General features: G+C 67.5%; 20 protein-coding genes and 1 pseudogene. 9 read left to right on the top strand and 12 right to left on the bottom strand.

The features are described 5' to 3' along the window. Positions 1-74: 74 nt before the first annotated feature. Together AC5P5W_RS09170 and AC5P5W_RS09175 are read right to left on the bottom strand one after the other, a co-directional pair. Positions 75-1,034 carry a sodium:calcium antiporter gene (locus AC5P5W_RS09170; RefSeq protein WP_197574707.1) on the bottom strand — a complete coding sequence of 320 codons (960 nt, stop codon included), beginning with the start codon at positions 1,032-1,034 and terminating at the stop codon, positions 75-77. A 72-nt stretch (positions 1,035-1,106) separates the two neighbouring features. Beyond that, complete coding sequence (locus AC5P5W_RS09175; RefSeq protein WP_032957138.1) at positions 1,107-1,763, bottom strand: hypothetical protein; 657 nt, start codon at positions 1,761-1,763, stop codon at positions 1,107-1,109. 125 nt (positions 1,764-1,888) lie between these two features. Between AC5P5W_RS09175 and AC5P5W_RS09180 the strand changes: the two genes are divergently transcribed. Then, complete coding sequence (locus AC5P5W_RS09180) at positions 1,889-2,431, top strand: hypothetical protein (RefSeq protein ID WP_046432894.1); 543 nt, start codon at positions 1,889-1,891, stop codon at positions 2,429-2,431. A 99-nt stretch (positions 2,432-2,530) separates the two neighbouring features. On the opposite strand, the gene hmgA is transcribed toward AC5P5W_RS09180, so the two are convergent. Both hmgA and hppD read right to left on the bottom strand, forming a co-directional pair. Beyond that, positions 2,531-3,829 carry a homogentisate 1,2-dioxygenase gene (hmgA, locus tag AC5P5W_RS09185; protein ID WP_197574706.1) on the bottom strand — a complete coding sequence of 433 codons (1,299 nt, stop codon included), beginning with the start codon at positions 3,827-3,829 and terminating at the stop codon, positions 2,531-2,533. A gap of 85 nt (positions 3,830-3,914) precedes the next feature. Then, positions 3,915-5,027, bottom strand: a complete 1,113-nt coding sequence (gene hppD, locus AC5P5W_RS09190) for a 4-hydroxyphenylpyruvate dioxygenase (RefSeq protein WP_014648684.1) — start codon at positions 5,025-5,027, stop codon at positions 3,915-3,917. A 129-nt stretch (positions 5,028-5,156) separates the two neighbouring features. On the opposite strand from hppD, the gene AC5P5W_RS09195 reads away from it, so the two are divergent. Next, positions 5,157-5,651: a MarR family winged helix-turn-helix transcriptional regulator gene (locus tag AC5P5W_RS09195; RefSeq protein ID WP_014648685.1), complete on the top strand. Its 495-nt coding sequence runs from the start codon at positions 5,157-5,159 to the stop codon at positions 5,649-5,651. Positions 5,652-5,731: 80 nt separating this feature from the next. On the opposite strand, the gene AC5P5W_RS09200 is transcribed toward AC5P5W_RS09195, so the two are convergent. The 4 genes from AC5P5W_RS09200 to AC5P5W_RS09215 all read right to left on the bottom strand — a co-directional run bounded on the left by AC5P5W_RS09200 (position 5,732) and on the right by AC5P5W_RS09215 (position 10,280). Continuing rightward, positions 5,732-6,871, bottom strand: a complete 1,140-nt coding sequence (locus AC5P5W_RS09200; RefSeq protein ID WP_197574705.1) for a hypothetical protein — start codon at positions 6,869-6,871, stop codon at positions 5,732-5,734. Between the two features lie 227 nt (positions 6,872-7,098). Beyond that, entirely contained in the window at positions 7,099-7,704 is a 606-nt protein-coding gene (locus AC5P5W_RS09205) for a thioredoxin family protein (protein ID WP_014648687.1), read from the bottom strand. A 19-nt stretch (positions 7,705-7,723) separates the two neighbouring features. Then, positions 7,724-9,223, bottom strand: coding sequence for a peptide MFS transporter (locus AC5P5W_RS09210; RefSeq protein WP_005411345.1), 1,500 nt, complete (start codon positions 9,221-9,223; stop codon positions 7,724-7,726). A 181-nt stretch (positions 9,224-9,404) separates the two neighbouring features. Next, the gene (locus tag AC5P5W_RS09215; protein ID WP_046432899.1) at positions 9,405-10,280 is read right to left on the bottom strand and encodes a tryptophan 2,3-dioxygenase; all 876 of its coding nucleotides are present in this window, start codon (positions 10,278-10,280) and stop codon (positions 9,405-9,407) included. Between the two features lie 335 nt (positions 10,281-10,615). Here AC5P5W_RS09215 and pdhA point away from each other — a divergent pair, with 335 nt between their 5' ends. Genes pdhA through AC5P5W_RS09235 form a run of 4 tightly spaced genes read left to right on the top strand, consistent with a single transcriptional unit; the run spans position 10,616 to position 14,498 of the window. Continuing rightward, positions 10,616-11,698, top strand: a complete 1,083-nt coding sequence (gene pdhA, locus AC5P5W_RS09220; protein ID WP_134809384.1) for a pyruvate dehydrogenase (acetyl-transferring) E1 component subunit alpha — start codon at positions 10,616-10,618, stop codon at positions 11,696-11,698. Continuing rightward, positions 11,691-12,758, top strand: coding sequence for an alpha-ketoacid dehydrogenase subunit beta (locus AC5P5W_RS09225; protein ID WP_005419896.1), 1,068 nt, complete (start codon positions 11,691-11,693; stop codon positions 12,756-12,758). The genes pdhA and AC5P5W_RS09225 overlap by 8 nt, the downstream gene beginning before the upstream one ends. Position 12,759: 1 nt before the next feature. Continuing rightward, positions 12,760-13,113 (top strand): SH3 domain-containing protein, encoded by a 354-nt coding sequence (locus AC5P5W_RS09230; RefSeq protein ID WP_012512332.1) that lies wholly within the window; start codon positions 12,760-12,762, stop codon positions 13,111-13,113. Next, entirely contained in the window at positions 13,110-14,498 is a 1,389-nt protein-coding gene (locus tag AC5P5W_RS09235) for a dihydrolipoamide acetyltransferase family protein (protein ID WP_053496443.1), read from the top strand. The genes AC5P5W_RS09230 and AC5P5W_RS09235 overlap by 4 nt, the downstream gene beginning before the upstream one ends. A 123-nt stretch (positions 14,499-14,621) precedes the next feature. Here AC5P5W_RS09235 and AC5P5W_RS09240 read toward each other — a convergent pair whose 3' ends face one another. From AC5P5W_RS09240 to AC5P5W_RS09250, 3 genes are all read right to left on the bottom strand, one after another. Beyond that, on the bottom strand, positions 14,622-15,008 hold the full coding sequence (locus AC5P5W_RS09240; protein ID WP_014648692.1) for a VOC family protein: 387 nt from the start codon (positions 15,006-15,008) through the stop codon (positions 14,622-14,624). A gap of 304 nt (positions 15,009-15,312) precedes the next feature. Further along, positions 15,313-16,020, bottom strand: coding sequence for a WYL domain-containing protein (locus tag AC5P5W_RS09245; RefSeq protein WP_197574703.1), 708 nt, complete (start codon positions 16,018-16,020; stop codon positions 15,313-15,315). Then, positions 16,020-16,655, bottom strand: a complete 636-nt coding sequence (locus AC5P5W_RS09250; protein ID WP_197574702.1) for a Rossmann-fold NAD(P)-binding domain-containing protein — start codon at positions 16,653-16,655, stop codon at positions 16,020-16,022. Before AC5P5W_RS09250 ends, AC5P5W_RS09245 begins: the two co-directional genes overlap by 1 nt. A 106-nt stretch (positions 16,656-16,761) precedes the next feature. On the opposite strand from AC5P5W_RS09250, the gene AC5P5W_RS09255 reads away from it, so the two are divergent. Further along, the gene (locus tag AC5P5W_RS09255; RefSeq protein WP_014648695.1) at positions 16,762-18,300 is read left to right on the top strand and encodes a GGDEF domain-containing protein; all 1,539 of its coding nucleotides are present in this window, start codon (positions 16,762-16,764) and stop codon (positions 18,298-18,300) included. 320 nt (positions 18,301-18,620) lie between these two features. Here AC5P5W_RS09255 and AC5P5W_RS09260 read toward each other — a convergent pair whose 3' ends face one another. Further along, entirely contained in the window at positions 18,621-19,547 is a 927-nt protein-coding gene (locus AC5P5W_RS09260; protein WP_014648696.1) for a DUF808 domain-containing protein, read from the bottom strand. 205 nt (positions 19,548-19,752) lie between these two features. Between AC5P5W_RS09260 and AC5P5W_RS09265 the strand changes: the two are divergent. Both AC5P5W_RS09265 and AC5P5W_RS09270 read left to right on the top strand, forming a co-directional pair. After that, positions 19,753-21,402 (top strand): annotated as a pseudogene (locus AC5P5W_RS09265) (ABC1 kinase family protein); the annotation flags it as partial. Between the two features lie 244 nt (positions 21,403-21,646). Beyond that, positions 21,647-23,752, top strand: coding sequence for a phosphoglycerol transferase I (locus AC5P5W_RS09270; RefSeq protein WP_197574701.1), 2,106 nt, complete (start codon positions 21,647-21,649; stop codon positions 23,750-23,752). Positions 23,753-24,233 lie beyond the last annotated feature (481 nt).

The following is a 24,233-nucleotide window of genomic DNA, read 5'->3' on the forward strand; positions in this document are numbered from 1 at the left end:
TGCCGGCCGCTGGCCGGCAGTGGCAAGGGTTCCGTCAGAGGCAGTGAGGTTGCCGGCCAGCGGCCGGAACTACCTCATGCCGCGCCGACCAGCAGCAGCTCCAGCACGAACCAGCCGTCGAACGCGACCAGCAGGATTCCGCCTTCACTGCGGCTGATCTTCAGATCGCCACGCAGCATCGGGTACAGCACCAGGGCGAACGCCAGCAGTGCCGGCAGTTCCAGGCGCACGAACGAGGCCGGCAACGCCAACGGCTGCAACACCGCCATCGCCCCGATCACCAGCAGCAGGTTGACCACGCTGGAGCCCAGCACGTGGCCAAGCACCATGTCGCCGTGGCCGCGACGCGCGGCAGCAATTGCGGTTGCCACCTCCGGCAGTGCGGTGCCGATCGCCACCGGCAGCAGGCCGACCAGCAGCGGTGTCCAGCCCAGCGCGGCACCGAAGTCAGCGGCGGCGCCCACGACCAGGCGCGCGCCCCAGTACAGCGTCAGCGCTGCGATCAGCACCCGCAGCACGTTCAACGGCAGGCTGGTGCGGCTCAGGGCGGACTCGGCGATGGCCGCCTGCACCTCGGCACGCTCAACGCGACCGCGGCGCAGCAGCAGCACCTGCATGACGATGAAGCCTGCCACCAGCACGCCGCCTTCCCAGCGCGCCAGGCGACCATCCAGCCCGAACAGGACCAGCAGCACGCCGGCCACCAGCAGCGACCACCACAGCACCGTCTGCAGGCGCGCGCGCAGCAACAGGGGCGCGGCGATGGCTGCCACCGCCAGGGTGAAGCCCAGGTTGACGATGCTGCTGCCCACGGCATTGCCCAGTGCCAGCTCCGGTTGGCCGACCGCCAGCGCGCGCGCATTGACCGCCAGTTCCGGCAACGAGGTGGTCACCCCGAGCAGCAGCAGCCCGGCAGTGAACGGGCTGGCCCCGAAGCGCTGGGCCAGGCCGGACACGGCCTTGACGATGGAATCCCCGCCCAGCGCCAGCAACAGCAGGCCGAGCAGGAACCAGGCAATGGCAATGGCGATCATCGAGCACTCCCCAGCAGTGGTGGCGCGATTCTACGCTTGGCCCGAGCGCATGGCTGGGCGGTGGATCAAGGATCAGCCACAGCCTTCGGCGTAATCGACCTGCGGGGTCTGGCCGACGCGCCAGGCGCTGACCCGACCATCGGCGCCGAGCGCGAAGTCGATGACCGCCCCGCCTTCCTGCGCCGGTCGCACGCGCAGGTGCTGCGCCTTCTCGTCGTACTTGTCAGGGCCGACGTCGGCGCGCTCGGGGTACAGCACCTGCAGCTCGCCCAGGGTCATGCCGACCTTGCCGCCACCCGGAGCGACGATCGCCGCACTGCGCACGTCGTAGCGCACCAGCTTGCGTGCCTCGATCATCAGGCGAGGGTCTTCGGCGCCCTGCGGACGCAGGAAGTAGCAGCCGTCGTTGCTGTCGTCGGCCGGCAGGGGCTTGCCATTGGCGTCGGTGCCCAGTCCTTGCAGCGGCGTGCCGAAGCCGCTGCGGACCTCGGCGATGCCGGCGCCCAGCGTTGCACCGCCGAAGCCGTCCAGGCGCGCTGGACTGTCCTTGCGGAGGTCGTTGGCCGGGCGGGCGGCCAGGTCGGGATCCGCCGACTGCGCGGGCCCGGTCGCCGAGGCGGTTTCGGCCGGGGTGTCGCTGCCACTGCCGGCCGCCCCCTGCTTGTCGGGGCCAGCACTGCAGGCGGTGAGCGAAAGGAGCAACAGACCAGCAAGCGGAAGGTGCTTCATCGGTGCGGTTCCCTGGCACGAAGATGGCTGCACGCTAGCCCATCCCGTGTGCAGGCGCTGCATTGTCATCGCGGTTTCATCGCCTTCGTTCAGGCTCGGCGTGCACCGACTTGGCTGTCCCTTCCATGCAACCGCGCAAGACCGAACTCGCCCGAACCGCGCTGCAGGCCCATCGCGCGCCGCTGGACATGCGCCAGCGCCGGCTGCTGATCCTGTGCGACGGCCAGCGCAGCATCGCCGACCTGACCGGCCTGCTCGGCCAGGACGCGCCCGCCATGGTCATCCAGCTGGTGCAGGCCGGCTACCTGAGCACCGGTACCGGCGCCACAGCCGCACCGCCACCACCCGCAGACGCGGCAGCACCGGCACCCACCACGCCGGCGGCGGCACCGGCTGCACCCGCAACCGGCAGCGAGCGCCGCCGCTCGCTGGTGGCCGCGCGCATCTATGTACTGGGCATCCTGGAAATGCAGCGCCACCCGCAGGCGGCGGCGCTGTTCCGCGACCTACAGCAGGCGCGCGCCGAAAGTGAAGTACTGCAGGTGCTGCACTCGGCGATGCAGATGCTGCCCGGGCTGACCTCGGAGGGTTATTGCCAGCGTGTGCGGCAACGCCTGCTGGAAGCGCTGCCGCTGGAGCATTGCGACGCGTTCACCGAGGCCGCCTGAAGAAAAAGGGGACGGAGGGGATTAAGTCGTTTCAGGCACACGCGTGTGCTGATTGCGGCTTAATCCCCTCCGTCCCCTTTTTCCGTCCCCTTTTCCGGGTCAGCGGTAGTTGTTGCGCAGGCCGTTCCAGCACTGCTGGTAATCGCCCTGGCGATGGCCGGCGGCCAGCGCCTGCGCGGTCGGGCGGATCACCGCGCGGGTCTCGAACATGAAGGCCATCGTGTCCTTGATCACATCGGCCTTGGACAGATCGGCATTGGAGGCCTTGTCGAAGGTCGGCGCATCCGGGCCATGACCGCTCATGCAGTTGTGCAGCGATGCGCCACCCGGCACGAAGCCTTCGGCCTTGGCGTCGTAGGCGCCATGCACCAGGCCCATGAACTCGCTGGCGATGTTGCGGTGGAACCACGGCGGGCGGAACGTGTTCTGCGCCACCAGCCAGCGCGGCGGGAAGATCGCGAAGTCCATGTTGCTGGTGCCGGGTGTGTCGCTGGGCGAATGCAGCACCAGGAAGATCGATGGGTCCGGATGGTCGTAGCTGATCGAACCGATGGTGTTGAAGCGACGCAGGTCGTAGCGGTACGGCGCGTAATTGCCGTGCCAGGCCACCACGTCCAGCGGCGAATGGTCGATCGGCGCGCGCCACAGGCGGCCCTCGAACTTGGCGATCATTTCGAAATCGCCATCGACATCCTCGAACGCCGCGTGCGGGGTCTCGAAGTCACGCGGGTTGGCCAGGCCGTTGGAACCGATCGGGCCAAGGTCGGGCAGCTTCAGCAGCGCGCCGTAGTTCTCGCAGATGTAGCCGCGGCTCGGGCCATCGGGAAGTTCCACGCGGAACCGCACGCCGCGCGGGATCACCGCGATCTGCTGCGGCTCGATCTCGATCACGCCCAGCTCGGTCAGCAGGCGCAGTGCGCCCAGCTGAGGCACGATCAGCAGTTCACCGTCGGCGTCGTAGAAGTAGCGGCCGACCATGTCGCGGTTGGCAGCATAAAGGTGGATGCCCACGCCGGCATGCGCGTCGGGCGAGCCGTTGCCACCCATCGTGTACAGGCCTTCGACAAAGTCGGTCGGCAGCTCCGGCAACGGCAGCGGGCTCCAGCGCAGCTGGTTCGGTGAAGCCGGCTGTGCGCCGAAATCACACTGCAGCTGCGACTGCGCGAACGGAGTGAACTCGCCATGGGTCACCGCCGGGCGGATCCGGTACAGCCAGCTGCGGCGATTGCTGCCGCGCGGCGCGGTGAAGGCGGTGCCGGTCAGCTGTTCGGCGTACAGGCCGTGGGCCACCTTCTGCGGTGAGTTCTGCCCGACCGGCAGCGCGCCGGCGACGGCCTCGGTGGCGAATTCGTTGCCGAAGCCGGACTGGTAGCCGCGGGCGGTGATGGCGGGGGACATGGGAACTCCAGAGATTGCCGGCCAGCGGCCGGCACTACCATTCGGACAGGCAATGCCGGCGGGACGCCGACATTGCCTGCGGACCTTACAGCACGCCGCGGCGGATCTGGTCGCGCTCGATGCTTTCAAACAGCGCGGTGAAGTTGCCTTCGCCGAAGCCTTCGTTGCCCTTGCGCTGGATGATCTCGAAGAAGATCGGGCCAATGCAGTTCTGGGTGAAGATCTGCAGCAGCTTGCGCTGGTGGGTTTCCGGATCGGCGTCGATCAGGATCTTGTTCCTGGCCAGGCGCGCCACGTCTTCACCGTGGTTCGGCACGCGCTGGTCGATCACGTCGAAATAGGTTTCCGGCGTGTCGAGGAAATCCACGCCCTGCGCGCGCATCGCTTCGACGGTCTCGTAGATGTTCTCGGTGAAGCAGGCGATGTGCTGGATGCCCTCGCCCTTGTACGCGTCCAGGTACTCGTTGATCTGGCTCTTCGGGTCGGACGATTCGTTCAGCGGGATGCGCACGATGCCATCCGGCGCGGTCATCGCCTTGGACACCAGGCCGGTCTTCAGGCCCTTGATGTCGAAGTAGCGGATCTCGCGGAAGTTGAACAGGCGCTCGTAGTAGTCCGACCACTGCTGCATGTTGCCGAAGTACAGGTTGTGGGTCAGGTGGTCGATGAAGGTCAGGCCGAAGCCGAACGGGTGCAGGTCGGCCCCTGCGATCGGCTCGTAGTCGCCGTCGTAGATGCTGCCGGCGCTGCCATAGCGGTCGACCAGGTACAGCATGCAGTCGCCGATGCCCTTGATGACCGGCGCGCTGACCGCCTTGCTGTCCGGCTTGAAGGCGATGGCTTCGGCGCCGTTGCCCAGCGCGGTCTGGTAGACCTCCTGGCCCGGCTTCTTGAAGCGGATGGCAAAGCCACAGGCGCAGGGGCCATGCTTTTCGGCGAAGTCGGCGGCGAACGAATCGGGGTCTTCGTTGACCAGGAAGTTGACGTCGCCCTGGCGATAGACGGTAATCGGACGCTGCTTGTGCTTGAGCACCGCGCTGAAGCCCATCTTCCGGAAGTACTCGTGCAGCTCCTGGCCACGGCCGGCCGGGGCGGCGAATTCGACGAACTCGAAGCCGTCGATGCCCATCGGGTTCTCGAAGGTGGTGACCTGCATGCCGGGGTTGGGATGCGAGGCGGTCGGGACTGCGGTATTCATGGCGTGGCTCCGAATCGGTACCGCATCGGTACAAACCAGGTGCGGGCAGGTAGGGACCCGGCGAGAATGCAGGGTCTGGACCCACCCCTTATAGTTACACTTGAAACCACCAGCAAGGTGCACCGCAACATGAGCCCCGCCGATCCCGTTTCGACCCGCCTGCGTGCCTCGCACGTCCTGCTCGACCTGGAACAGTTCCTGCCGTACCGGCTGAGCGTGCTGTCCAACCGGGTCAGCGGCAACATCGCCAAGCTGTACGGCGATCGTTACGGTCTGGCGATCCCCGAGTGGCGGGTCATCACCATCCTGGCGCTGTACCCGGGCTCCTCGGCCAGCGAGGTCTCCGACCGCACGGCGATGGACAAGGTGGCGGTCAGCCGCGCCGTGGCCCGCCTGCTGGAGCGCGGCTTCATCAAGCGCGAGACCCACGGCGACGATCGCCGCCGCTCGGTGCTGGCGCTGTCGGCCGCCGGTTTCGAGGTGTACGAGACCATCGCGCCGATGGTGATCGAGATCACCCGCAAGCTGATGTCGGTGCTGAGCGAGGAGGAAGAGCAGGTGCTGGAGAAGCTGATCCTTCGCCTGGCCGGCGAAGGCCTGGAGCGGATGGGCGAAGGCGTCTAGAAGAAAAGGGGACGGAGGGGATTAAGTCGCATCAGGCACACCTGTGCTGATTGCGGCTTAATCCCCTCCGTCCCCTTTTTTCAGCTGAGGTGCTTGCGGCGTGCGTGGATCCACGGCACGGCCAGTGCTGCGATGGCGCCGCCGGCGAAGCCCAGCGAGGCGGCCACCGTCGCTGCTTCGACCGCCCCCGGCAGCGCCAGCGCCGCCGCCACCAGCAGCAACGACGGCAGGCCGACGAAGGTGCCCAGGAAGAAGTGCCAGCGCGGTGACCAGGTGTTGAGCTGCAGCAGGCTGACCGGCTGCCAGGCGTCAGAGGCGGCGTCCTCGGCGATCTTCGCCACGGCTTTGGCCAGGTCCACTTCCGGCAGCGCGCGCCCCAGGCGGGCGGTCGCCAGCAGCTCGGCCACCGCTTCCACCGGCGGGAAGCTGGACGGCCACGCAACCGGCGCCGGCACGCCGTAGGCGGTCAGCAGCAGCACGCTCAACCACGGCGCCACCAGCGGGCGCATGCGGCGGCGCCCGTGCACGCACCAGATCTGCGGCTGGCCGTGCGCAGTGACGCTGTACAGCGCCAGTTCGTTGGCCGGCGGATAGCCGAGCATGGTCACCCGCGCGGCCAGGCTGTCCTGGCCCATCGCGCGCAGGAAGCCGGGGCGGCTGCGACCTTCCTGCATCCACGCCAAGCCCAGTGCGCCCACCAGATACGCCTCGGCGACGTCCTTGCTGCCGGCCGTGGCGCGCTCGTCACTGGCCAGATACCACGCCAGTGATTTCGGTTCGGCCACATCGTCCAGGCCCCAGCGGCTGTCGTCACCCAACACATGGCGCACCGGCAGTCGCGCGGGGGCGGTCTCGCCACGCTCGCCGGTCTGCAGGAAGGGCAGCACGCCCTGGATGAAGGTGGACAGCTCGATCGCGCGCGCGCCGTGGCCCTGCCATTCGGGCGGCAGCAGCCCGGCCAGCTGGCCTTCGGCGGCCAGCGCATCAAGCCGGGACTTCTGCTCGACCAGCTTCTGCACCGCCCCCTTCAGCACCACGTTGTCGGGCAGCGCGATCTGCGGCAGGCGATGGCGTGGCGGCGCCAGTTCAACGGCGTCCTCGCCGGTGCCCGCGTCGTCCAGCAGGGCCTCCTGCGCTGGCAGGGTCACGCCCTCGCCTGCCCCACCCTCGGCCAGGTCGCTGGCGGGTTCGGGCAATCGTTCGGCGTGGTCGCTGTGCATGGGCGTTCTGGAAGGTTGCATCGACGGGATGTCGACTGAGGTCCTTGCCGGTAACGGCGTGCTCACGGTGAAGTTGAGACGCCGATTCAGAGAGTGTGACGGTGCGCGCAGTAGATCCGCGCCAGGCGTGGATGCGCCTCAGTGCCGACCAACGGTCGGCACCCACCGGGGTGGGCGGTCAGCGGTCGGCACCCACCAGAGCATGCCGGCCAGCGGCCGGCACTACCCTATTCCGGTTTGTCAGGCGCCCACTGCTTGAGGAAGGCACTCACCCGCGCAGGCTGGAACGCCTCGCCCCTGCGCAGCTCGCCGGTGGCCTGCGATACCAGCAGGCCGCCATCTGCATCGAGCACCAGCAGGTACGGGTAGTCGCGCGCCATCACAGGGTACTGGGCGAAGAAGGCGGTGTTGGGCTGCTCGTCGCTGGCGTTGACCTTCACCCACACGTAGTGGGCATCGCGGAAGCGACGCAGGTCGCCGTTGCCTTCCACCACGTCGTCCAGCGCCCGGCAGCGCTCACAGGCGGCGTTGCCGACCTCCAGCAGGATCCGCTTCTTGCCACGCTGGGCTTCCACCTTGGCGGTGGCCAGGTCGTCGGCGGGGTTGCGGGCCGGGTCGAACTGCGCGCCGAGCCCGGCGATGGCGGCGATGTCCGCCGCCACCGGGGTGTTGCCCGAGGCCACCGGTTCGCTGGGGTCAGCAACCGGTGGCTCGGTGGGTCGGGTATCCAGGGGCTGCGTGGGCTCGGCGGCGGCAGGCGGTTGCGGTTGCGAACAGGCGCCGATCAGCGCCGCACAGACCACCACCATTGCACCACCGAGCTTGCTGCGCATGCCTTCTACCCTCTCATCATTACTTGACGCCGTGCATCAGCTTGTTGATCAGCGGGGCGATCAGGAACAGCACCACGCCGGAGCCGATCAGGGCCCAGAACCCGAAGGTATACCCCTTCAGGGCCGACTCGACCGTCATGCCGCCTTCACCACTGACCACGCCGGCGAAGATGCCCGACAGGTTGTTGCCGATGCCGGTGGACAGGAACCAGCCACCCATGCCGAAGCCGACCAGGCGCACCGGGGCCAGCTTGGTCACCATCGACAGGCCGATCGGCGACAGGCACAGCTCACCCACCGACTGGATGACGTAGACCATGAACAGGGTCCAGAACGGGATCTTGCCGTCAACGACCATCTGCGACAGGGCGAACATCAGCAGCGCGAAGGCGGCGCCGTTGAACAGCAGGCCCAGGCCGAACTTGCGCGGGATGGACGGATTGGCGCGGCCCATGGCCACCCAGATCCAGGCAATGACCGGGGCCAGGGTGATGATCGCCACCGAGTTGACCGACTGGAACCACGCGGTCGGGAAGGTCCAGTCACCGAACTGGCGGTTGACGATGTTCTCGGCCAGGAAGGTGAACGAGCTGCCGGCCTGTTCGAAGAACATCCAGAACATCACGTTGAAGGCGAAGATGATCAGCATGGCGATCACGCGGTCGCGCTGCACCTTGCCTTCGCGGATGCCCTCGACCAGCAGCAGGACGGCCAGCGCGGTGAACATCGCGCCCAGGATCCAGGCCAGCGCGGTGGCGCCGGTAGCCAGCAGGAAGTACGCCACCGGGATGGCGACCACGGCACCGGCCAGCACCATGATGATGCGGCCGAAGCCTTCAGCGCCGGCCGGCGGTGCACCGATGCCCTTCAGGCCGGCGCGACCGATGTAGAACCACACCAGCGAGATCAGCATGCCCACGCCCGAGGCGATGAACACGACCTTGTAGGACGGCATCGCGTCGGTACCGAACACCTTGCGGGCCAGGTACTCGGTCAGCACCGGGGCGATCATCGCGCCGATGTTGATGCCCATGTAGAAGATGGTGAAGCCGGAGTCGCGGCGCTCGTCCTTCAGGCCGTACAGCTTGCCGACCATGGTCGAGATGTTGGGCTTGAACAGGCCGTTGCCTACGATGATCGTGGCCAGGCCAAGCTTGAAGATGTGCTCCTGCGGCAGCGAGATCATGAACAGGCCTGCGGCCATGATGATCGCGCCGGTCAGGATCGAGCGCTGGTAGCCCAGTACCCGGTCGGCCACGTAGCCACCGAAGATCGCCGCGGCGTATACCAGGGCCAGGTAGGCGCCATAGATGCGGCTGGCGTCGCCTTCACCGGCAGCGCTGCCGTTGTAGAACTGGGCGACGATGTACAGCACCAACGCCCAGCGGATGCCGTAGAACGCAAAGCGCTCCCAGAACTCGGTCATGAACAGCATCCACAACGGGCGCGGGTGGCCCAGCGTGGTCTTGAAGTCCGGCAGCGCCGGCTCTGGGGTGTTCGCAGTGGCGTTTACGCTCATGCGGATTTCCTGGTTCGGTGGATGACGAGCACGTCCGCTGTGCAGTTGGAGCAACGCGCGAGGATCACCGACTTCTGCCGTTCACGTCAAATACACGCCGTTTGAGGCAGGTGCCAGCCTGCTCGCTGAACTTGCATCCGAAACGATCCAGCCAATGGCCGGGGTCCAAGCTGAATGGGGCTCAGCCCAGTTCTGCCGGGGGTGCCGCCTGCAGGCTGGTGCGCACCTGGAACAGTTCGGGGAAGAAGGTCAGCTCCAGCGCCTTGGCCAGGAAGCCCACGCCGGACGAGCCGCCGGTGCCGCGCTTGAAGCCGATCACGCGCATCACCGTGCGCATGTGTCGGAATCGCCACAGCTGGAAGGCGGTCTCCAGGTCCACCAGGTCCTCGCACAGCGCGTACTCGCGCCAGTAGCGGTCGGTGTCCTGGTAGATGCGCTCGAAGACCGGCTGCAGCGCGTCGTCAGCCACGTGCGGCTGGGTCCAGTCGTGGGATTCGTACACCGCCGGCACGGCATGGCCGAAGCGGGCCAGGTACTTCAGGAATTCCTCGTACAGGCTCGGCGCCTCCAGCACGGTGCGCAGCTGCGCCTGCCCGGCCGGGTCGTGCTCGAACACCTGCAGCATCTGCGCGTTCTTGTTGCCCAGCAGGAACTCGATGTAGCGGTACTGCAGCGACTGGAAGCCCGACGATGGGCCCAGCACGTCGCGGAAGCCCATGTATTCGGACGGGGTCAGCGTTTCCAGCACCGACCACTGCTCGGTGAGCTGGCGCAGCACCTGCTTGCTGCGCGCCAGCACCTTGCGGCACTGCCAGACTTCATCGCGCTGCAGGAAGCCGATCGCCGCACGCAGTTCGTGGCCGAGCAGCTTCAGCCACAGCTCCGAGGTCTGGTGCTGGATGATGAAGAGCATCTCGTCGTGGTGCGGCGGGTTGGACAGCGGCTGCTGCGCGCTGAGCAGCTGGTCCAGCCGCAGGTAGCCGCCGTAGGTCAGGCGTCCCTGCAGGTCGGTGTGGATGCCGGCTTCGAGATCGCGTTGGTTGTTGTCGACGGACATGGGCGGGACCAGATCGGGGGCGGCAAGGGTAGCGCGTTGCCGCCGCGCTGGCAGCCGCCGGGTCCATACCGGGGCGTGCGGTGCCCCGTGGAGCATTGGCCGATGCGGGGCCTGCGCGTGGAACCGATCGGGTCGTTGCGCCAGCAGTCAGCCAGAGGCGTATTCTGATGCTTTGCAGCAACGACTGAATACGTTGTTGTTATTGGCCCCCCACCCGCCGGCAGGGGTAAAACAGGGCGTTGCCGTGTTGCGGCGCAGGAAGGCTATTCCGTACGCGTTCCTTAACATGGCGATTCATATCATTTGTAACTTCTCTGTCGAAGGTGCAGTACGCAATGACGGTTGCCGCTGAATTCAAGATCGAATACCTGCAGTACCTGGATACGGACGGCAAACTCGTCCGCGATGACCTGCCCGCGTCGCTGCGCGACCCCAAGGTCCTGGTACCGCTGTTCAAGCAGATGCTGTTCGTACGTACGTTCGACAGCAAATCCATCGCACTGCAGCGCACCGGCAAGCTGGGCACCTATGCCGCCTGCCTGGGCCACGAAGCCGCGCACGTGGGCATCGGCGCGGCGATGCAGAAGGACGACGTGTTCGCGCCTTCGTACCGCGAGTATGGCGCGATGTTCATGCGTGGCGTGCGCCCGCACGACGTGCTGATGTACTGGGGCGGCGACGAACGCGGCAACGATTACGGCGGCAACGCGGCCAAGGACTTCCCGTTCTGCGTGCCGATCTCCACCCAGTGCCTGCATGCCGCAGGCGCCGCGCTGAAGTTCAAGCTCAACAAGGAACCGCAGATCGCCGTGGCGGTGTGCGGCGACGGCGGCAGCTCCAAGACCGACTTCTACGCGGCACTGAATTCGGCCGGCGCCTACAAGCTCCCGCTGATCCTGTGCATCGTCAACAACGGCTGGGCCATCTCGGTCCCGCGTTCGGCCCAGACCGGTGCCGAAACGCTGGCGCAGAAGGGCCTGGCTGGCGGCCTGCACTGCCTGCAGGTGGACGGCAACGACCTGATCGCCGTGCTGGCTGCCATGGAGCAGGCGCGCGAACGTGCGCTGGCCGGCGACGGTGGCACCGTGCTGGAACTGATGACTTACCGCCTGTCCGACCACACCACCGCCGATGACGCGCGCCGCTACCGCGACGACGCCGAAGTGAAGGATGCCTGGCAGCGCGAACCGATGCTGCGCCTGCGCAAGTACCTGATCAACGCCGGTGCGTGGAGCGAAGAAGAGGAAACCGCCTGGGTCGCCGAGTGCGGCGCGCGCGTGGACGAGGAAGTGAACCTGTACCTCAACACGCCGGTGCAGCCGGTCGAGGCGATGTTCGACTTCCTGTATGCCGATCCGCCGCCGGACCTGCTGGCCCAGCGTGCCCAGGCGATCGCCCTGGAGAAGCGCCATGGATGAGATCAAGAACGGCGCGCCCGGCGCGCACACCAACGCCGCCGACAGCGCCGCTGTCGCGCGCGGAGATGACAGCATGACCACCACCCCGATCACCCTCATCGAAGCCATCACCCAGGCGCTGGCCTGGGAGCTGGAACACGACCCGTCGGTGCTGGTGCTGGGCGAAGACGTGGGCGTCAACGGCGGCGTGTTCCGCGCCACCGCCGGGCTGCAGCAGCGCTTCGGCTCGGACCGCATCCTCGATACCCCGCTGGACGAAACCACCATCGCCGGCCTGACCATCGGCCTGGCCGCACAGGGCATGAAGCCGGTGGCCGAAGCCCAGTTCGACGGCTTCATGTACCCGATGGTCGACCATATCGTCTGCCACGCGGCACGCCTGCGTTACCGCACGCGTGGCCGCCTGCACTGCCCGATGGTGCTGCGCGTGCCGTGGGGCGGTGGCATCCGCGCGCCGGAACACCACAGCGAAGCCAACGAGGCGATCTTCACCAACGTGCCGGGCCTACGCGTGGTGCTGCCGTCGTCGCCGCAGCGTGCCTATGGCCTGCTGCTGGCCGCGATCCGCGAGCCGGATCCGGTGATCTACATGGAGCCCAAGCGCATCTACCGCCAGTACAAGGAAGTGGTCGTCAACGACGGCGAAGCCTTGCCGCTGGACGTCTGCTTCGTGCTGCGCGACGGCACCGACGTGACCCTGGTGACCTGGGGCGCGCAGGTGAAGGAAGCGCTGGAAGCGGCGGACAAGCTGGCCGGCGAAGGCATCAGTGCCGAAGTCATCGACGTGGCCACGCTGCGTCCGCTGGACTTCGCCACCATCGCCGAATCGGTGGCCAAGACCGGCCGCTGCGTGATCGTGCAGGAGGCCCCGAAGACCGCGGGCTTCGGCGCCGAGATCGCCGCGCGCCTGGCCGAGGAATCGATCTACGACCTGCTGGCACCGGTCGAGCGCGTCACTGGCTACGACACCCACATTCCGCTGTTCCGCCTGGAAATGAAGTACCTGCCGAGCGTTGAGCGGATCGTGGCTGCGGCCAAGCGCGCGGTGGCGGCCGGCTGACATGCGGGCCCGCCTTCTGGGGGCTTACCGCAGCCAGTATCCCAACCCCCTCCGGTTCCGCACCGGCCAGATCGTCGAAGTAGGTGTCCGTGACGAGGAATGGCCGGCGTTTGCCTGGGTACGCACCAACGATGGGCGCGCTGGATGGGCGCCCATCGCCTGGTTGCAGCTGCTGGACGAGGGTCGCGCCGAAGCACTGTGCGACTACGACGCCCGCGAGCTGGATGTGGAAAGCGGCGAGATGGTGAAGCTTCATCACGAACACGGCGGGTGGTGGTGGTCCGAGCGCGCCAATGGCGCGACGGGCTGGCTGCCGGCCCGCGAACTGGAACTGCTGGAAGAGAACTGCAAATGAGCCAGACCAAGAACTTCAACCTGCCCGACCTGGGCGAAGGCCTGCCGGACGCGACCATCGTCGAGTGGTTCGTCAAGGAAGGCGATGTGATCAAGCTGGACGAGCCGCTGGTGTCGATGGAGACCGCCAAGGCCGTGGTGGAAGTGCCCTCGCCGTTCTCCGGCAAGGTGCTGAAGCTGTCCGGCGGCGCCGGCGACATCATCCCGACCGGCTCGGTGCTGGCCAGCTTCGAACTGGACCCGAACCTGCCGCAGCGAGCCGATGGCCAGGACACCGGCCACAGCCATGGCCACGCTGCACCGGCGGCCGCACCGACCCCCCCGCCGCTGCCGGCTGCGGCCGCTCCGGTTGCCGCCGAGGAGGCCAAGCCCGCCGCGGCCGAGCGCGATGACGCCGGTACCGTGGTCGGCGCGATGCAGAGCTCCAATGCCGTGCATGCCGAACAGGCGCTGGCCGTCGGTGGCGTCAAGGCCGTGCCGGCCGTGCGTGCGATGGCCCGCAAGCTGGGCGTGGACCTGAGCCGCGTGGCCGCTACCGGCACCGATGGCGCGGTCACCATGGCCGACGTCAAGCAGGCCGCCGCCAATGGCACCGCCAAGCTCGGCGCTGCTCCGGCACCGGTTGCCGCTGCTGCCTATGCCGCGCCGGCCCCGGCGCAGGTGTCTGCCCCCGTGCAGAGCGAAGCCCGCACCCCGCTGTCCGCCGCCGGCAAGCCGATGCGTACCCAGCCGCCGGGCGTGGTCGCCAAGGGCCAGCCGGAACCGCTGAAGGGCGTGCGCCGCAACATGGCCCGCGTGATGGCCGATGCGCACAGCAAGGTCGTGCCGACCACGCTGAACGACGACGCCGACATCCACGCCTGGCTGCCGGGCAACGACGTCACCGCGCGCCTGGTGCGTTCGATCGTGGTCGCCGCGCAGAAGGTGCCGGCGATGAACGCCTGGTTCGACGGCGAAGCACTGACCCGCACCCTGCACGCGCAGGTGGACATCGGCATCGCCGTGGACACCGACGACGGCCTGTTCGTGCCGGCCCTGCGCAACGCCGACATGCTCGACGCACGCGGCATCCGCGAAGGCGTCAACCGCCTGCGCGAGCAGGTGGAATCGCGTTCGATCGCGGCGTCGGAACTGAGTGGCTACACCATCTCGCTGTCCAACTTCGGCATGTTCGCCGGCCGCTACGCGACCCCGGTCGTGGTGCCGCCGTGCGTGGCCATCGTCGGTGCCGGCCGAGCCCGCCACCAGATGACCCCGGTGATGGGCGGCGTGGAAGCGCACAAGGTGATCCCGCTGTCGGTCACCTTCGACCACCGCGCAGCCACGGGCGGTGAAGCCGCCCGCTTCCTGCGCGCGATGATGGACGACCTGGCACTGGCCAGCTGATCGGCCACCTGACCGGTGGGTGCCAACCGTTGGTTGGCACATGACTTGGAGAGAACGCCGGGCATTGCCCGGCGTTTTTTTTCCGGCATCCACGCATGGCGTGGATCTACACAATGCGGGCGATCAATCGCGCGCGACCATGCCTTCGGCGCGGCTGTACACACGCAGCCGGTGGCCATCAGGGTCGGCACCGACGAAGGTGTGGCCGAACTCCAGCGTCACCGGCGACTGCAGGATCTGCACGCCGAGCCCACGCCACGCATCGTGCATCTGCTGCACGGCCTCGGGGTTTGCGACCACCATCGCCAGTTCGGCGGCGCCTGCCTGCGCAGACACCGGCGGTTGCACGTCATCGCGTTGCCACAGGCCGAGTGCGGCGCCATCGCCGAGCAGGAACAGGGCGAAGCCAGGCGACTGCTCGACCGGCGGTTTGCCGAGGATGCCGCTGTAGAAGGTGGCGCTGGTGGCGACGTCGCGCACGTACTGCAGCAGGGTGCTGGGCGTGAACATGGGGAAGCTCCGTTGTTGGGAGCGATCATGGTGGTACGGCCCTGCTGACAGATTCTGTCAGTAGCGGCGAGCGTGCTCTACTGCTGTCGCTCCTGCCCTGGTAGAGGTCGAGCTTGCTCGACTGCCGTTGCCACTGCCCTGGTAGAGGTCGAGCTTGCTCGACTGCTGTTCGCGAAGATCAAAGGCGGTCGAGCAAGCTCGCCCCCTACCAGGAGCAAAGATCGAAGAGCAAAGAGCAAAAGCCGCCAACCCATCGCACCAGCAGCAGAAAGCGAAGCGCAATGACAGTCGAGCAGGCCCGACGCTACGAACGGTCCAGCCAGTCCGGCGCGATGCCCTGCGCCTTCTGCCAGCGCCGCAGCAGCGTGGCGCGTGGTACGAGGTAGTGCTCCTCCAGCACGCGCACCTGGCGGATGCGATCCAGGCGGAAATGGCGAAAATCCTCGCGGCGCTCACACCACGCCGCCAGCATCGGCACCTCATCGAAGTAGCCCAGCGCGAACGGCCAGACGATGCGCTCGCTGCGCTGGCCGTGCGCGTCCTCGTAGCCGAACTTCAGGCGCTGCTGTGAACCGACAGCCTCTCGCACGGCCTGCAGACGAGCAGGGCGAACCTTGGCCGCCGCACGCGAAGGGCCCACCCGCAGGCCACTGTCACGCAGGGCCTCGCGCCGCGCTGCGGGCAACACATGGGCGATGCGCGCCAGGGCATCGCGTGCGGCTTCGGCCAACGCGGGTTCGGTACGGGCCGCAACCCAGCGCAGGCCCAGCACCAGTGCGTCGATCTCGGCCGGTGGCAGGGTCATCGGCGGCAGGGTATCGCTCGGCGTCAGCTGGTAGCCGACGCCGGCCTCGCCGCGCAGGTCGGCGCCCTGCTCGCGCAGGGTTTCGATATCGCGGTACAGCGTGCGCAGGCTGACTCCCAGCGCGTCGGCCAGCACCTGGCCGGCCACCGGCCGCCGATGGCGGCGCAGCAGCTGTTGGAGCTGGGTCAGGCGCAGCGCACGCGACATCAGCCGGCCAGTGCGCTCGATGCCACCACGTGCTCACCCGGTTGCGGGGCCAGCGCGGCCTCGACCAGCGCCTTGGCGATCTCGCTCGCCGGGTTGATCCGCCACGCCCGCGGTAGTACCGGCCCCAGCACGCCCAGCACCTTCAGCGCGAGACGCTCACCGCGCCGCACCTCGTTGCGCTCGCCGCCGATCAACCCTGGGCGGACCAGGGTCAACGAGGTGAAGCCCAGCGCGCGCAGATCGCGCTCCAATTCACCCTTCACCCGGCTGTAGAAGATCGACGACCGCGGATCGGCACCGGCTGCGGAATTCAGCACATAGGTCTGCGCACCCTTCGCCTGCGCCAGACGGGCGAACGCCAGCGGGTAATCATGGTCGATGCGATGGAAGGCCTCGCGGCTGCCAGCCTGGGCAATGGTGCTGCCGAGCGCGCAGATGACCGCGCCCACGCCCGCCCACCCGGCGGCGGCGGGCAGCGCATCGAAGGCCAGTACCGGGTTCTCCAGCTTCCCGTGGGCTGCGCCCAACGGGCGACGGGTCGGGGCGATCACGGCGCTGCAGCGCGGGTCGTCCAGCAGCCGGGGCAGGGTCAGCCCACCGACCAGGCCGGTCGCCCCCAGCAACATCACGCGCATCACCACCTCCACTGCGGCATCCTGTCGCCCATCCTAGCCGTTCAAGCCGTCGGCGGCCGCGCCGATATGCTGGAACCAGTCCCTGCCAGCCCCCAGGATTCGCTCCATGACGGACCAGCCCGACCACCGCCCTGCCCCCGGTACCGCCCTTGGGCCGCCGGCACGCGTGCGCGCGGTGGTGGACGATGGGCTGGGCGACCGCGTGGTGCTGCAGGGCGGCGGTGGCGTGGCGCTGCAGCAGCTGTTCGCAGGCGCCGACGCGCCGGAACCGCTGCTGGCCGCGTTCGCCAACGGCATGGCCACCCTGCCCGGCGAGCTGGGCGATATGGGCGACCGCCTGCAGTCGGCGCAGGCCAGCGCCGATTGGCCGCGCTACGGGCGCGCGATGCGGCAGTTGATCGACAAGTACATCCGTACCATCGAACAGCATTCGCCGGATGGGCAACCCGAAAGCCTGCGCCTGTCCGAGCAGCTGCGGCTGCTGCTGGGCGGCGCGGTGGTGGCGCTGCTGCAGCACGACCCGGACCTGCGCGAACAGGCGCAGGCACTGGCCATGCACCTGCGCCAGTGGCAGCCAGGCACGGCGCTGGAACCGATCGAGCAGGGCGTGCGCGAACTTGGCCACCAGGTCGGCGTGCGTGCCGAGAGCTGGCAGGAGCAGCAGGCACTGCTGCTGGAGCTGTTCGCGCTGCTGCTGGAGAACGTGAGCGAGCTGCTGGATGACCGCAGCTGGCTGCAGGGCCAGATCGCCGCGGTACGCCAGCTGCTGGACGGGCCGTTGGAAGCTGAGGCGGTCGAGCGCACCCGCGCCGAACTGCGCGAAGTGATCTACAAGCAGGGCCTGCTGCGCCAGGGCATCGACGATTCGAAGGCGGCGATGCGCGGGCTGATGGGCGAGTTCATCGAGCGCATGGATGGCATGGCCACCAGCACCGGCGAGTACCACGATCGCATCGGCAGCTACGCACTGCAGCTGCGCGAGGCGCGCAGCATCGCCGACCTCAACCAGCTGCTGCAGGACGTGATGCGCGACACCGGCAAGGTGCAGCAGCAGGCCGCGCAGGCGCGCGATCACCTGGCCAACGCACGGCAGGAAGTGGAGCGTGCCGAGCAGCGCATCGCCGAGCTGGAGCAGGAACTGCGCGCGGCCGGTGACCTGGCACGCATCGATCCACTGACCCAGGCGCTGAACCGCCGCGGCCTGGACGAACTGCTGCAACGCGAGCTGGCCCGTGCCGCACGCAACAACTCGCCGCTGGGCGTGGCGGTGATCGATCTGGATGATTTCCACCAGACAAACGATGCACATGGTCATGCCGGTGGCGATGCACTGCTGCAGCACCTGGTGGCCGTCTGCAAGCTGCTGCTGCGCGCCACCGATGGCATCGCGCGGCTGGGCGGCGACGAGTTCGTACTGGTGCTGCCGGAAACCCAGGGCGCCGACAGCATGGCCACGGTGCAGCGCCTTCAGCGTTCACTGGCGCATCGCGTGCTGACCGTGCAGGACCGGCGCGTACCGGTGCATTTCAGTGCCGGGCTGGCGCAATGGCAACCCGGCGACGACACCGAAACCCTGCTGCGGCGCGCGGACGACGCGCTGTATGCCGCCAAGCGACAGGGCAAGAACCGCGTGCAGGCAGGCTGACCGTCCGGCCCGCAGCAAACTACGTTGGTAGGTGCCAACCTTGGTTGGCACACGCAGAAACAAAGCGCCGACCAAGGTCGGCCTCTACCCGGCGACCCGCCGGCGATGATCCCGACCACCCTGAACCGCTTTGGTGGGTGCCAACCTTGGTTGGCACACGCAGGAAACAAAGCGCCGACCAAGGTCGACCTCTACCGGGGAACCCGCCGGCGACGATGCCGACCACCTTGAACCGCTTTGGTAGGTGCCAACCTTGGTTGGCACGCGTGGGAAACAAAGCGCCGACCAAGGTCGGCCTCTACCGGGGAACCTGCCGGTGACTACTTGCCGCGCAGCTTCTGGAACCCGGTCACCGCCGCCAGCACGATGGCGCCGGCGATGATGCCCACCACCATGTTGCCCGCCGCGCTGACCAGCCAGCCCCACTGGCCCTCGCCGCCCAGCGCCTGCACCGCGTGGTGCAGCGCCGGCACGTTGTGCACCAGGATGCCGCCGCCGACCAGGAACATGGCAATGGTGCCGGCCACCGACAGGAACTTCATCAGCCACGGTGCCGACGCGACCAGGCCGCGACCGAAGGCGGCAACAGCCCCACCCTTGCGCGACAGGTACAGGCCCACGTCATCCAGCTTGACGATGCCCGCCACCAGCCCATAGACGAAGACCGTCATCGCCAGTGCAACCACGGCCAGCGTGACCAGCTGGTTGGTGAACGATGCGGTGGCGACCACGCCCAGGGTCAGTACGATGATCTCGGCCGAAAGGATGAAGTCGGTGCGGATCGCACCCTTCACCTTGTCCTTCTCCCACGCGACCATGTCCACCTGCGCGTCGGCCAGCGCCTTGCGGCGTTCGGTCTGGCGCTCGGCATCGTCGTCGGCCGAATGCAGGAAGCGGTGCGCCAGCTTCTCCACGCCCTCGAAGCACAGGAAGGCACCACCGATCATCATCAGCGGCACGATCAGGGGCACGTTCCAGCCGCGGCTGTGCAGCCAAGCTTCCAGCGCACTGATCGCCAGGGCCGCCGGCACCAGGATCACCTTGTTGACCAGCGAGCCCTTGGCCACCGCCCACACCACCGGCAGTTCGCGGTTGGCGTTGACCCCGGTGACCTGCTGCGCGTTCAGCGCCAGATCGTCACCGAGCACGCCGGCGGTCTTCTTCGCGGCGACCTTGGTCAGCACCGAGACATCGTCGAGCAGGGTGGCGATATCGTCGAGCAGGGCGAACAGGCTGGCACCGGCCATGGGGCGTCCAAGAAAGGGAATAGGCGGATTCTGACCGATCCGGTGTGGACTGCGGAAGACACCGGGTTCACCGCATGCCCACCGCCCCCCGGCGACACTGCGGAATCCGGACATTGCCGGCCCGCAGCCGGCGCTACCTGTCTTCGTCGCATGGGAGTCCCGCTTGAGCAATCCGTCCGCCGCCAATGGCAATCCCCCGCTGGTCAAAGGCATGAGCCGGCGCAGCCAGATCCTGCGCCTGCTGATGCGCTACCGCCATTCGGGCGTGTTCTCGGGCATGAACCTGGATGCGGCAAGCAACCAGGCCGACGTGCCCGCCGACGGCAATCCGGAACAGTTCGTCAGCGACCTGGAAGCGTTGGGGCCGACCTTCGTCAAGCTGGGCCAGATGCTGTCCACGCGGCCGGACATGGTGCCGGTGGAGTTCGCCACGGCGCTGGAGCGCATGCAGGAGAAGGTGGCGCCGATCCCGGTCGAGCGCATCCACGCGATCATCGAGCAGGAACTGGGCGTAGGGGTGAACAAGCTGTTTGCCTCGTTCGATCCCGAGCCGTTGGGCTGTGCTTCGATCGCGCAGGTACATCGCGCGGTGCTGCACGATGGCCGCCAGGTGGCGGTGAAAGTGCAGAAGCCCGAAGTGGCCGCACAGCTGCGCTCGGACCTGGAGGCACTGCGCAGCTTCGCGCTGGCCGCCGACCACCTGACCCAGGTCGGACGCCGCGTGCGCCTGCGCGACTGGCTCAACGAGTTCGCCAAGACCCTGATGCAGGAGCTGGACTACCACGCCGAGGCCGAGAACCTGGCGCGCTTCGGACGGCACCTGCGGCCGTTCCGCCGGCTGTGGGTGCCGCAGCCGATCTGGGACTACAGCAGCCAGCGCGTGCTGACGATGGAGCTTGCCACCGGCGTGCGCGTGGATGCGATCTCCGGCGTACGCCGCACCGAGCAGGACATGGACCCGTTGGCGGCGGCGCTGATCCGCGGCTACCTGGACCAGATCTTCGTGCATGGCGAGATCCATGCAGACCCGCACCCGGGCAACCTGCGGGTGATGCCCGACGGCCGGCTGGCGATCTTCGACCTGGGCATGGTCGCGCACATGCCGCCGCGCCTGCGCGAGCGTCTGCTGAAGATCCTGTTCGCGGCGGTCGACGGCCGTGGCGAGGAAGTGGCCGATGACCTGATCAGTATCAGCACGCGGCTGGAGGCCTTCGATGAAGAGCGCTACCTGCGCGAAACCGGTCAGCTGATCGCGCGCTATGCGGCCAGTGGCAGCTTCTCCGAAGGCCGCGTGGTGCTGGACATGGTGCGCATCGCCACCGCCTGCGGCCTGCGCACGCCGCCGGAACTGAGCCTGCTCGGCAAGGCCCTGCTCAACCTGGAAACCGTGTGCCGGCTGCTGGCGCCAGAGCTGGACACGCGCCGCATCGTCGAGCGCCAGCTGCAGCACGTGATGCGTGCGCGCCTGAAGAAGTCGCTGTCTGCAGCCAACATCGCCAGCGAGGCGATGGAGCTGCAGCAGCTGCTGCGTGATGGGCCGCGCAAGCTGTCGGACATCATGGCGCTGCTGGCCGAGAACCGCCTGCAGATGAAGGTCACCGGCCTGGAAGAATCGCGGCTGATGGAGAACCTGCAGAAGATCGCCAACCGCGTGGCGGCCGGCATCATCAGCGCCGCATTGATCATGGCCGCCGCGATGATGATGAGGATCGACACCGGCTGGCACCTGTTCGGTTACCCGCTCATCGCCCTGATCCTGTTGTTCATCGGCGTGGTGCTCGGCCTGGGCATCGTAACCAGTGCATTGCTGTTCGACCGTCGTGCGCGGGCACGCGAAGAACGCGGGCATCGCTAGCGCATCGACGAAAACGCCCGTATTCATGCAGTTTTTAATGCAATCCAGCTACCCCTTTCACGCTCGCTTTACCTTCTGAGCGCGATTACGCGCGCGTCATTTCAACAAACATTTCAGTCAGGTTCGTGCATGCACTATCGGGTCATCGGCCTGTCACATGCATGTGCTTGCGGCAGCGCCGGTCGGATGGACACGCGTCGGTACGACGTCCATCACCACCACCCCGTCACTGCCGAAGCTGCCTATGCTCTGGATACTGCTGCTGTCGTTGTTGCTGTTGTGCTGGTTGTTCCTCGCGTCCGACAAGTGGGTGTGGTGGAAGGCCGGCGCGTTCTCGCTGCTGCTGCTCATGCTCAGCGCGTGGTGGCTGATCGACAAGCTGTCCGGTGATGGGCTCAATGCCGCCACCCTGTACCACCTCGGCGCCGACATGGAAGGTGCCGGTGTCTCCGACTTCAAGGGCTACATCGCCGGCTTCATCGTGTTGGCGCTGGTCTCGCTGCTGCCACTGTTCGCCACACGGGTGAAGCGCTGGCGCCGGCCCGGCCACGGTGGCGCGTTGTTCGCCGGTTTCGCGGCCGTGTGGGTGGCCACGATCATGATCAGCCCGCTGGCCCGTGACGGCCAGCGCCTGTACCAGCAGCTGCGCCCGGTCGACTTCGCCCGCATCGCCCCTGAGTACCAGGTGCCGACGCAGCCGCTGCAGCGCCCGCGCAACATCGTCTGGATCTACGGCGAAAGCCTGGAACGCACCTATCTGGACGAGGCCGTGTTTCCCGGCCTGATGCCCAACCTCAACCGCCTGGCGTCCGAGTCGCTGGACGTGCGTGGGCTGGCCTCGGCCGAAGGCAGCGGCTGGACCATCGCCGGCCTGGTGTCGTCGATGTGCGGCGTGCCGCTGACCACCTCGCAGGGCGATGAAAACAGCATGGACCGCATGGGCAGCTTCCTGCCCAAGGCGGTGTGCCTGGGCGACTACCTGAAGCAGCAGGGCTACACCAACCATTACTTGGGTGGGGCCAACGGCCAGTTCGCCGGCAAGGGCCAGTTCCTGGCCAGCCACGGCTTTGATGAAGTGCACGACCTGGCGTGGTTCAAGCAGCAGAAGAAGATCGGCCGCATCCACTACTCGGCCTGGGGCGTGCACGACGACGTGCTGCTGGATACCGCCTACCAGCGCTTCGAACAGCTCTCGCGCGCCGGTTCACCGTTCATGCTGACCACGTTGACCATGGACACCCACCACCCGGCGGGCCACCTGCCGGTATCGTGCAAGGGTGAGCGCTACCAGAGCCAGTACGGCAACATCAACATGCTCAACGCGCTCAAGTGCAGCGACCGGCTGATCTCGCAGCTGGTGCAGCGCATCCAGGCCAGCCCGTACGGCAAGGACACGCTGATCGTGATCGCCTCCGACCACCTGGCGATGCCCAACGATCTGACCCACATCCTGACCCGGCAGAAGCGCGAGAACCTGCTGCTGTTCCTGGGCGATGGCATTGCCCCGCAGCAGCTCAGCGCCGACGCCGGCACCACGCTGGATTCGGGTGCGACCCTGCTCAGCCTGCTGGACCCGAACCTGAAGACGATGGGCTTTGGCCGCTCGCTGATCGACAGCCAACGCGCACCCAGCGCCAGCGTGGCGGCCACGCGCGATGGTGGCCGCGACTACCCGCAGTACCTGGCCTTCGCCCGCTCACTGTGGCTAGGCGAACCGACCCGCGAACTGAAGATCGATGGCGATGACCAGGTCGTGGTCGGCCTGCAGCACGTGCAGCCACCGGTGCTGCTGGAGTACGACAAGGACTGGGGGCTGAAGTCGGTCTACCTGGAGAACACCTCGCGCCAGTTCGATGACGCGGATCCGGACAACACGCTGGCCTATGTTGATCGCTGCACCGCATTCGAGGACGGCTCGGCCGACGGCGACTGGTGTGCGCTGCTCGTCAACCGCGACAACGGCATCAAGCTGTACCGCGACAATGACCTGCGCGGCGGCATCGCGGTCGATGCACCGCTGGACGCATTCCAGGGCCCGCGCCCGAGCGTGCGCCAGGCGCACATGATCACCCAGAAGGGCCGCCGCACCCGTGCCGGCCAGTACATGCTGCAGCTGGTGGCGAGCACGCGCCCGGATCGCGGTTTCTGGATCGAGGCGGTGTCCTCGCAGCGCAAGGTGGTGCTGGCCCAGCAGTGGGTGCAGCCCGATGCCGACGGCAAGATCAACGTGTGGTTCGGGCTGGACCACGAAGTGGATGATCTGGAGATCCGCGCGTGGTTGAACCATGCCGAGAAGCTGGCGGTGGATACGTTCGCACTGGTGCCCTCGCGCAGCCGACCACGGGGATAGGGTTCTTTGCAGGGCTGCGCCCTGCACCCGTGGTAGTGCCGGCCGCTGGCCGGCAACCTCAGAAGTAACGGCAACAGCGTGCAATCCGTGGTTTGGCGGGGCGGTGTCGACCTTGGTCGACACACTCTGTCAGATATCGAAAATCAAGATGGGGTCAGATCCGTTTTCCTCCGGAAAACGGATCTGACCCCAAGAGCATTTCCGACAGATCGCGGGAAACTGTCGACGGCGGGGTGGGTCCGATCGCGGGAGTGTCCGCGGCATGGATGCCGCGGCCAAGCCCCCATGGGTGAGGGCGTTTTGCTTGCGAAGCACTGCTTCGCAAGCGCCCGAACGCACAGCCGCCAGCGGCTGGGCCGGCCTGGGGGTTTACGGCGTCTCCCGCAACCGGACCCACCCCGCCATCCCGCAGGAAATCAGCTGTCGCTGTTGCTGTTGAAGTTGCCGGCCAGCGGCCGGCACTACTGGGGGTGCAGGGCGC

This window comes from Stenotrophomonas sp. YJH_SMC_123 (genome assembly GCF_059368215.1).

What these genes read in the sequence shown, in the direction of transcription:
- AC5P5W_RS09215 (WP_046432899.1), bottom strand. Translation starts at nt 10,280, where the DNA reads ATGTCCGTCGACAACAACCAACGCGATCTCGAAGCCGGCATCCACACC.
- AC5P5W_RS09205 (WP_014648687.1), bottom strand. Translation starts at nt 7,704, where the DNA reads ATGCGCAGCAAGCTCGGTGGTGCAATGGTGGTGGTCTGTGCGGCGCTG.
- AC5P5W_RS09200 (WP_197574705.1), bottom strand. Translation starts at nt 6,871, where the DNA reads ATGCACAGCGACCACGCCGAACGATTGCCCGAACCCGCCAGCGACCTG.
- AC5P5W_RS09255 (WP_014648695.1), top strand. Translation starts at nt 16,762, where the DNA reads ATGACGGACCAGCCCGACCACCGCCCTGCCCCCGGTACCGCCCTTGGG.
- AC5P5W_RS09230 (WP_012512332.1), top strand. Translation starts at nt 12,760, where the DNA reads ATGCGGGCCCGCCTTCTGGGGGCTTACCGCAGCCAGTATCCCAACCCC.
- AC5P5W_RS09180 (WP_046432894.1), top strand. Translation starts at nt 1,889, where the DNA reads ATGCAACCGCGCAAGACCGAACTCGCCCGAACCGCGCTGCAGGCCCAT.
- AC5P5W_RS09240 (WP_014648692.1), bottom strand. Translation starts at nt 15,008, where the DNA reads ATGTTCACGCCCAGCACCCTGCTGCAGTACGTGCGCGACGTCGCCACC.
- hppD (WP_014648684.1), bottom strand. Translation starts at nt 5,027, where the DNA reads ATGAATACCGCAGTCCCGACCGCCTCGCATCCCAACCCCGGCATGCAG.
- AC5P5W_RS09245 (WP_197574703.1), bottom strand. Translation starts at nt 16,020, where the DNA reads ATGTCGCGTGCGCTGCGCCTGACCCAGCTCCAACAGCTGCTGCGCCGC.
- hmgA (WP_197574706.1), bottom strand. Translation starts at nt 3,829, where the DNA reads ATGTCCCCCGCCATCACCGCCCGCGGCTACCAGTCCGGCTTCGGCAAC.
- AC5P5W_RS09270 (WP_197574701.1), top strand. Translation starts at nt 21,647, where the DNA reads ATGCTCTGGATACTGCTGCTGTCGTTGTTGCTGTTGTGCTGGTTGTTC.
- AC5P5W_RS09210 (WP_005411345.1), bottom strand. Translation starts at nt 9,223, where the DNA reads ATGAGCGTAAACGCCACTGCGAACACCCCAGAGCCGGCGCTGCCGGAC.
- AC5P5W_RS09170 (WP_197574707.1), bottom strand. Translation starts at nt 1,034, where the DNA reads ATGATCGCCATTGCCATTGCCTGGTTCCTGCTCGGCCTGCTGTTGCTG.
- AC5P5W_RS09235 (WP_053496443.1), top strand. Translation starts at nt 13,110, where the DNA reads ATGAGCCAGACCAAGAACTTCAACCTGCCCGACCTGGGCGAAGGCCTG.
- pdhA (WP_134809384.1), top strand. Translation starts at nt 10,616, where the DNA reads ATGACGGTTGCCGCTGAATTCAAGATCGAATACCTGCAGTACCTGGAT.
- AC5P5W_RS09260 (WP_014648696.1), bottom strand. Translation starts at nt 19,547, where the DNA reads ATGGCCGGTGCCAGCCTGTTCGCCCTGCTCGACGATATCGCCACCCTG.
- AC5P5W_RS09250 (WP_197574702.1), bottom strand. Translation starts at nt 16,655, where the DNA reads ATGCGCGTGATGTTGCTGGGGGCGACCGGCCTGGTCGGTGGGCTGACC.
- AC5P5W_RS09225 (WP_005419896.1), top strand. Translation starts at nt 11,691, where the DNA reads ATGGATGAGATCAAGAACGGCGCGCCCGGCGCGCACACCAACGCCGCC.
- AC5P5W_RS09175 (WP_032957138.1), bottom strand. Translation starts at nt 1,763, where the DNA reads ATGAAGCACCTTCCGCTTGCTGGTCTGTTGCTCCTTTCGCTCACCGCC.
- AC5P5W_RS09195 (WP_014648685.1), top strand. Translation starts at nt 5,157, where the DNA reads ATGAGCCCCGCCGATCCCGTTTCGACCCGCCTGCGTGCCTCGCACGTC.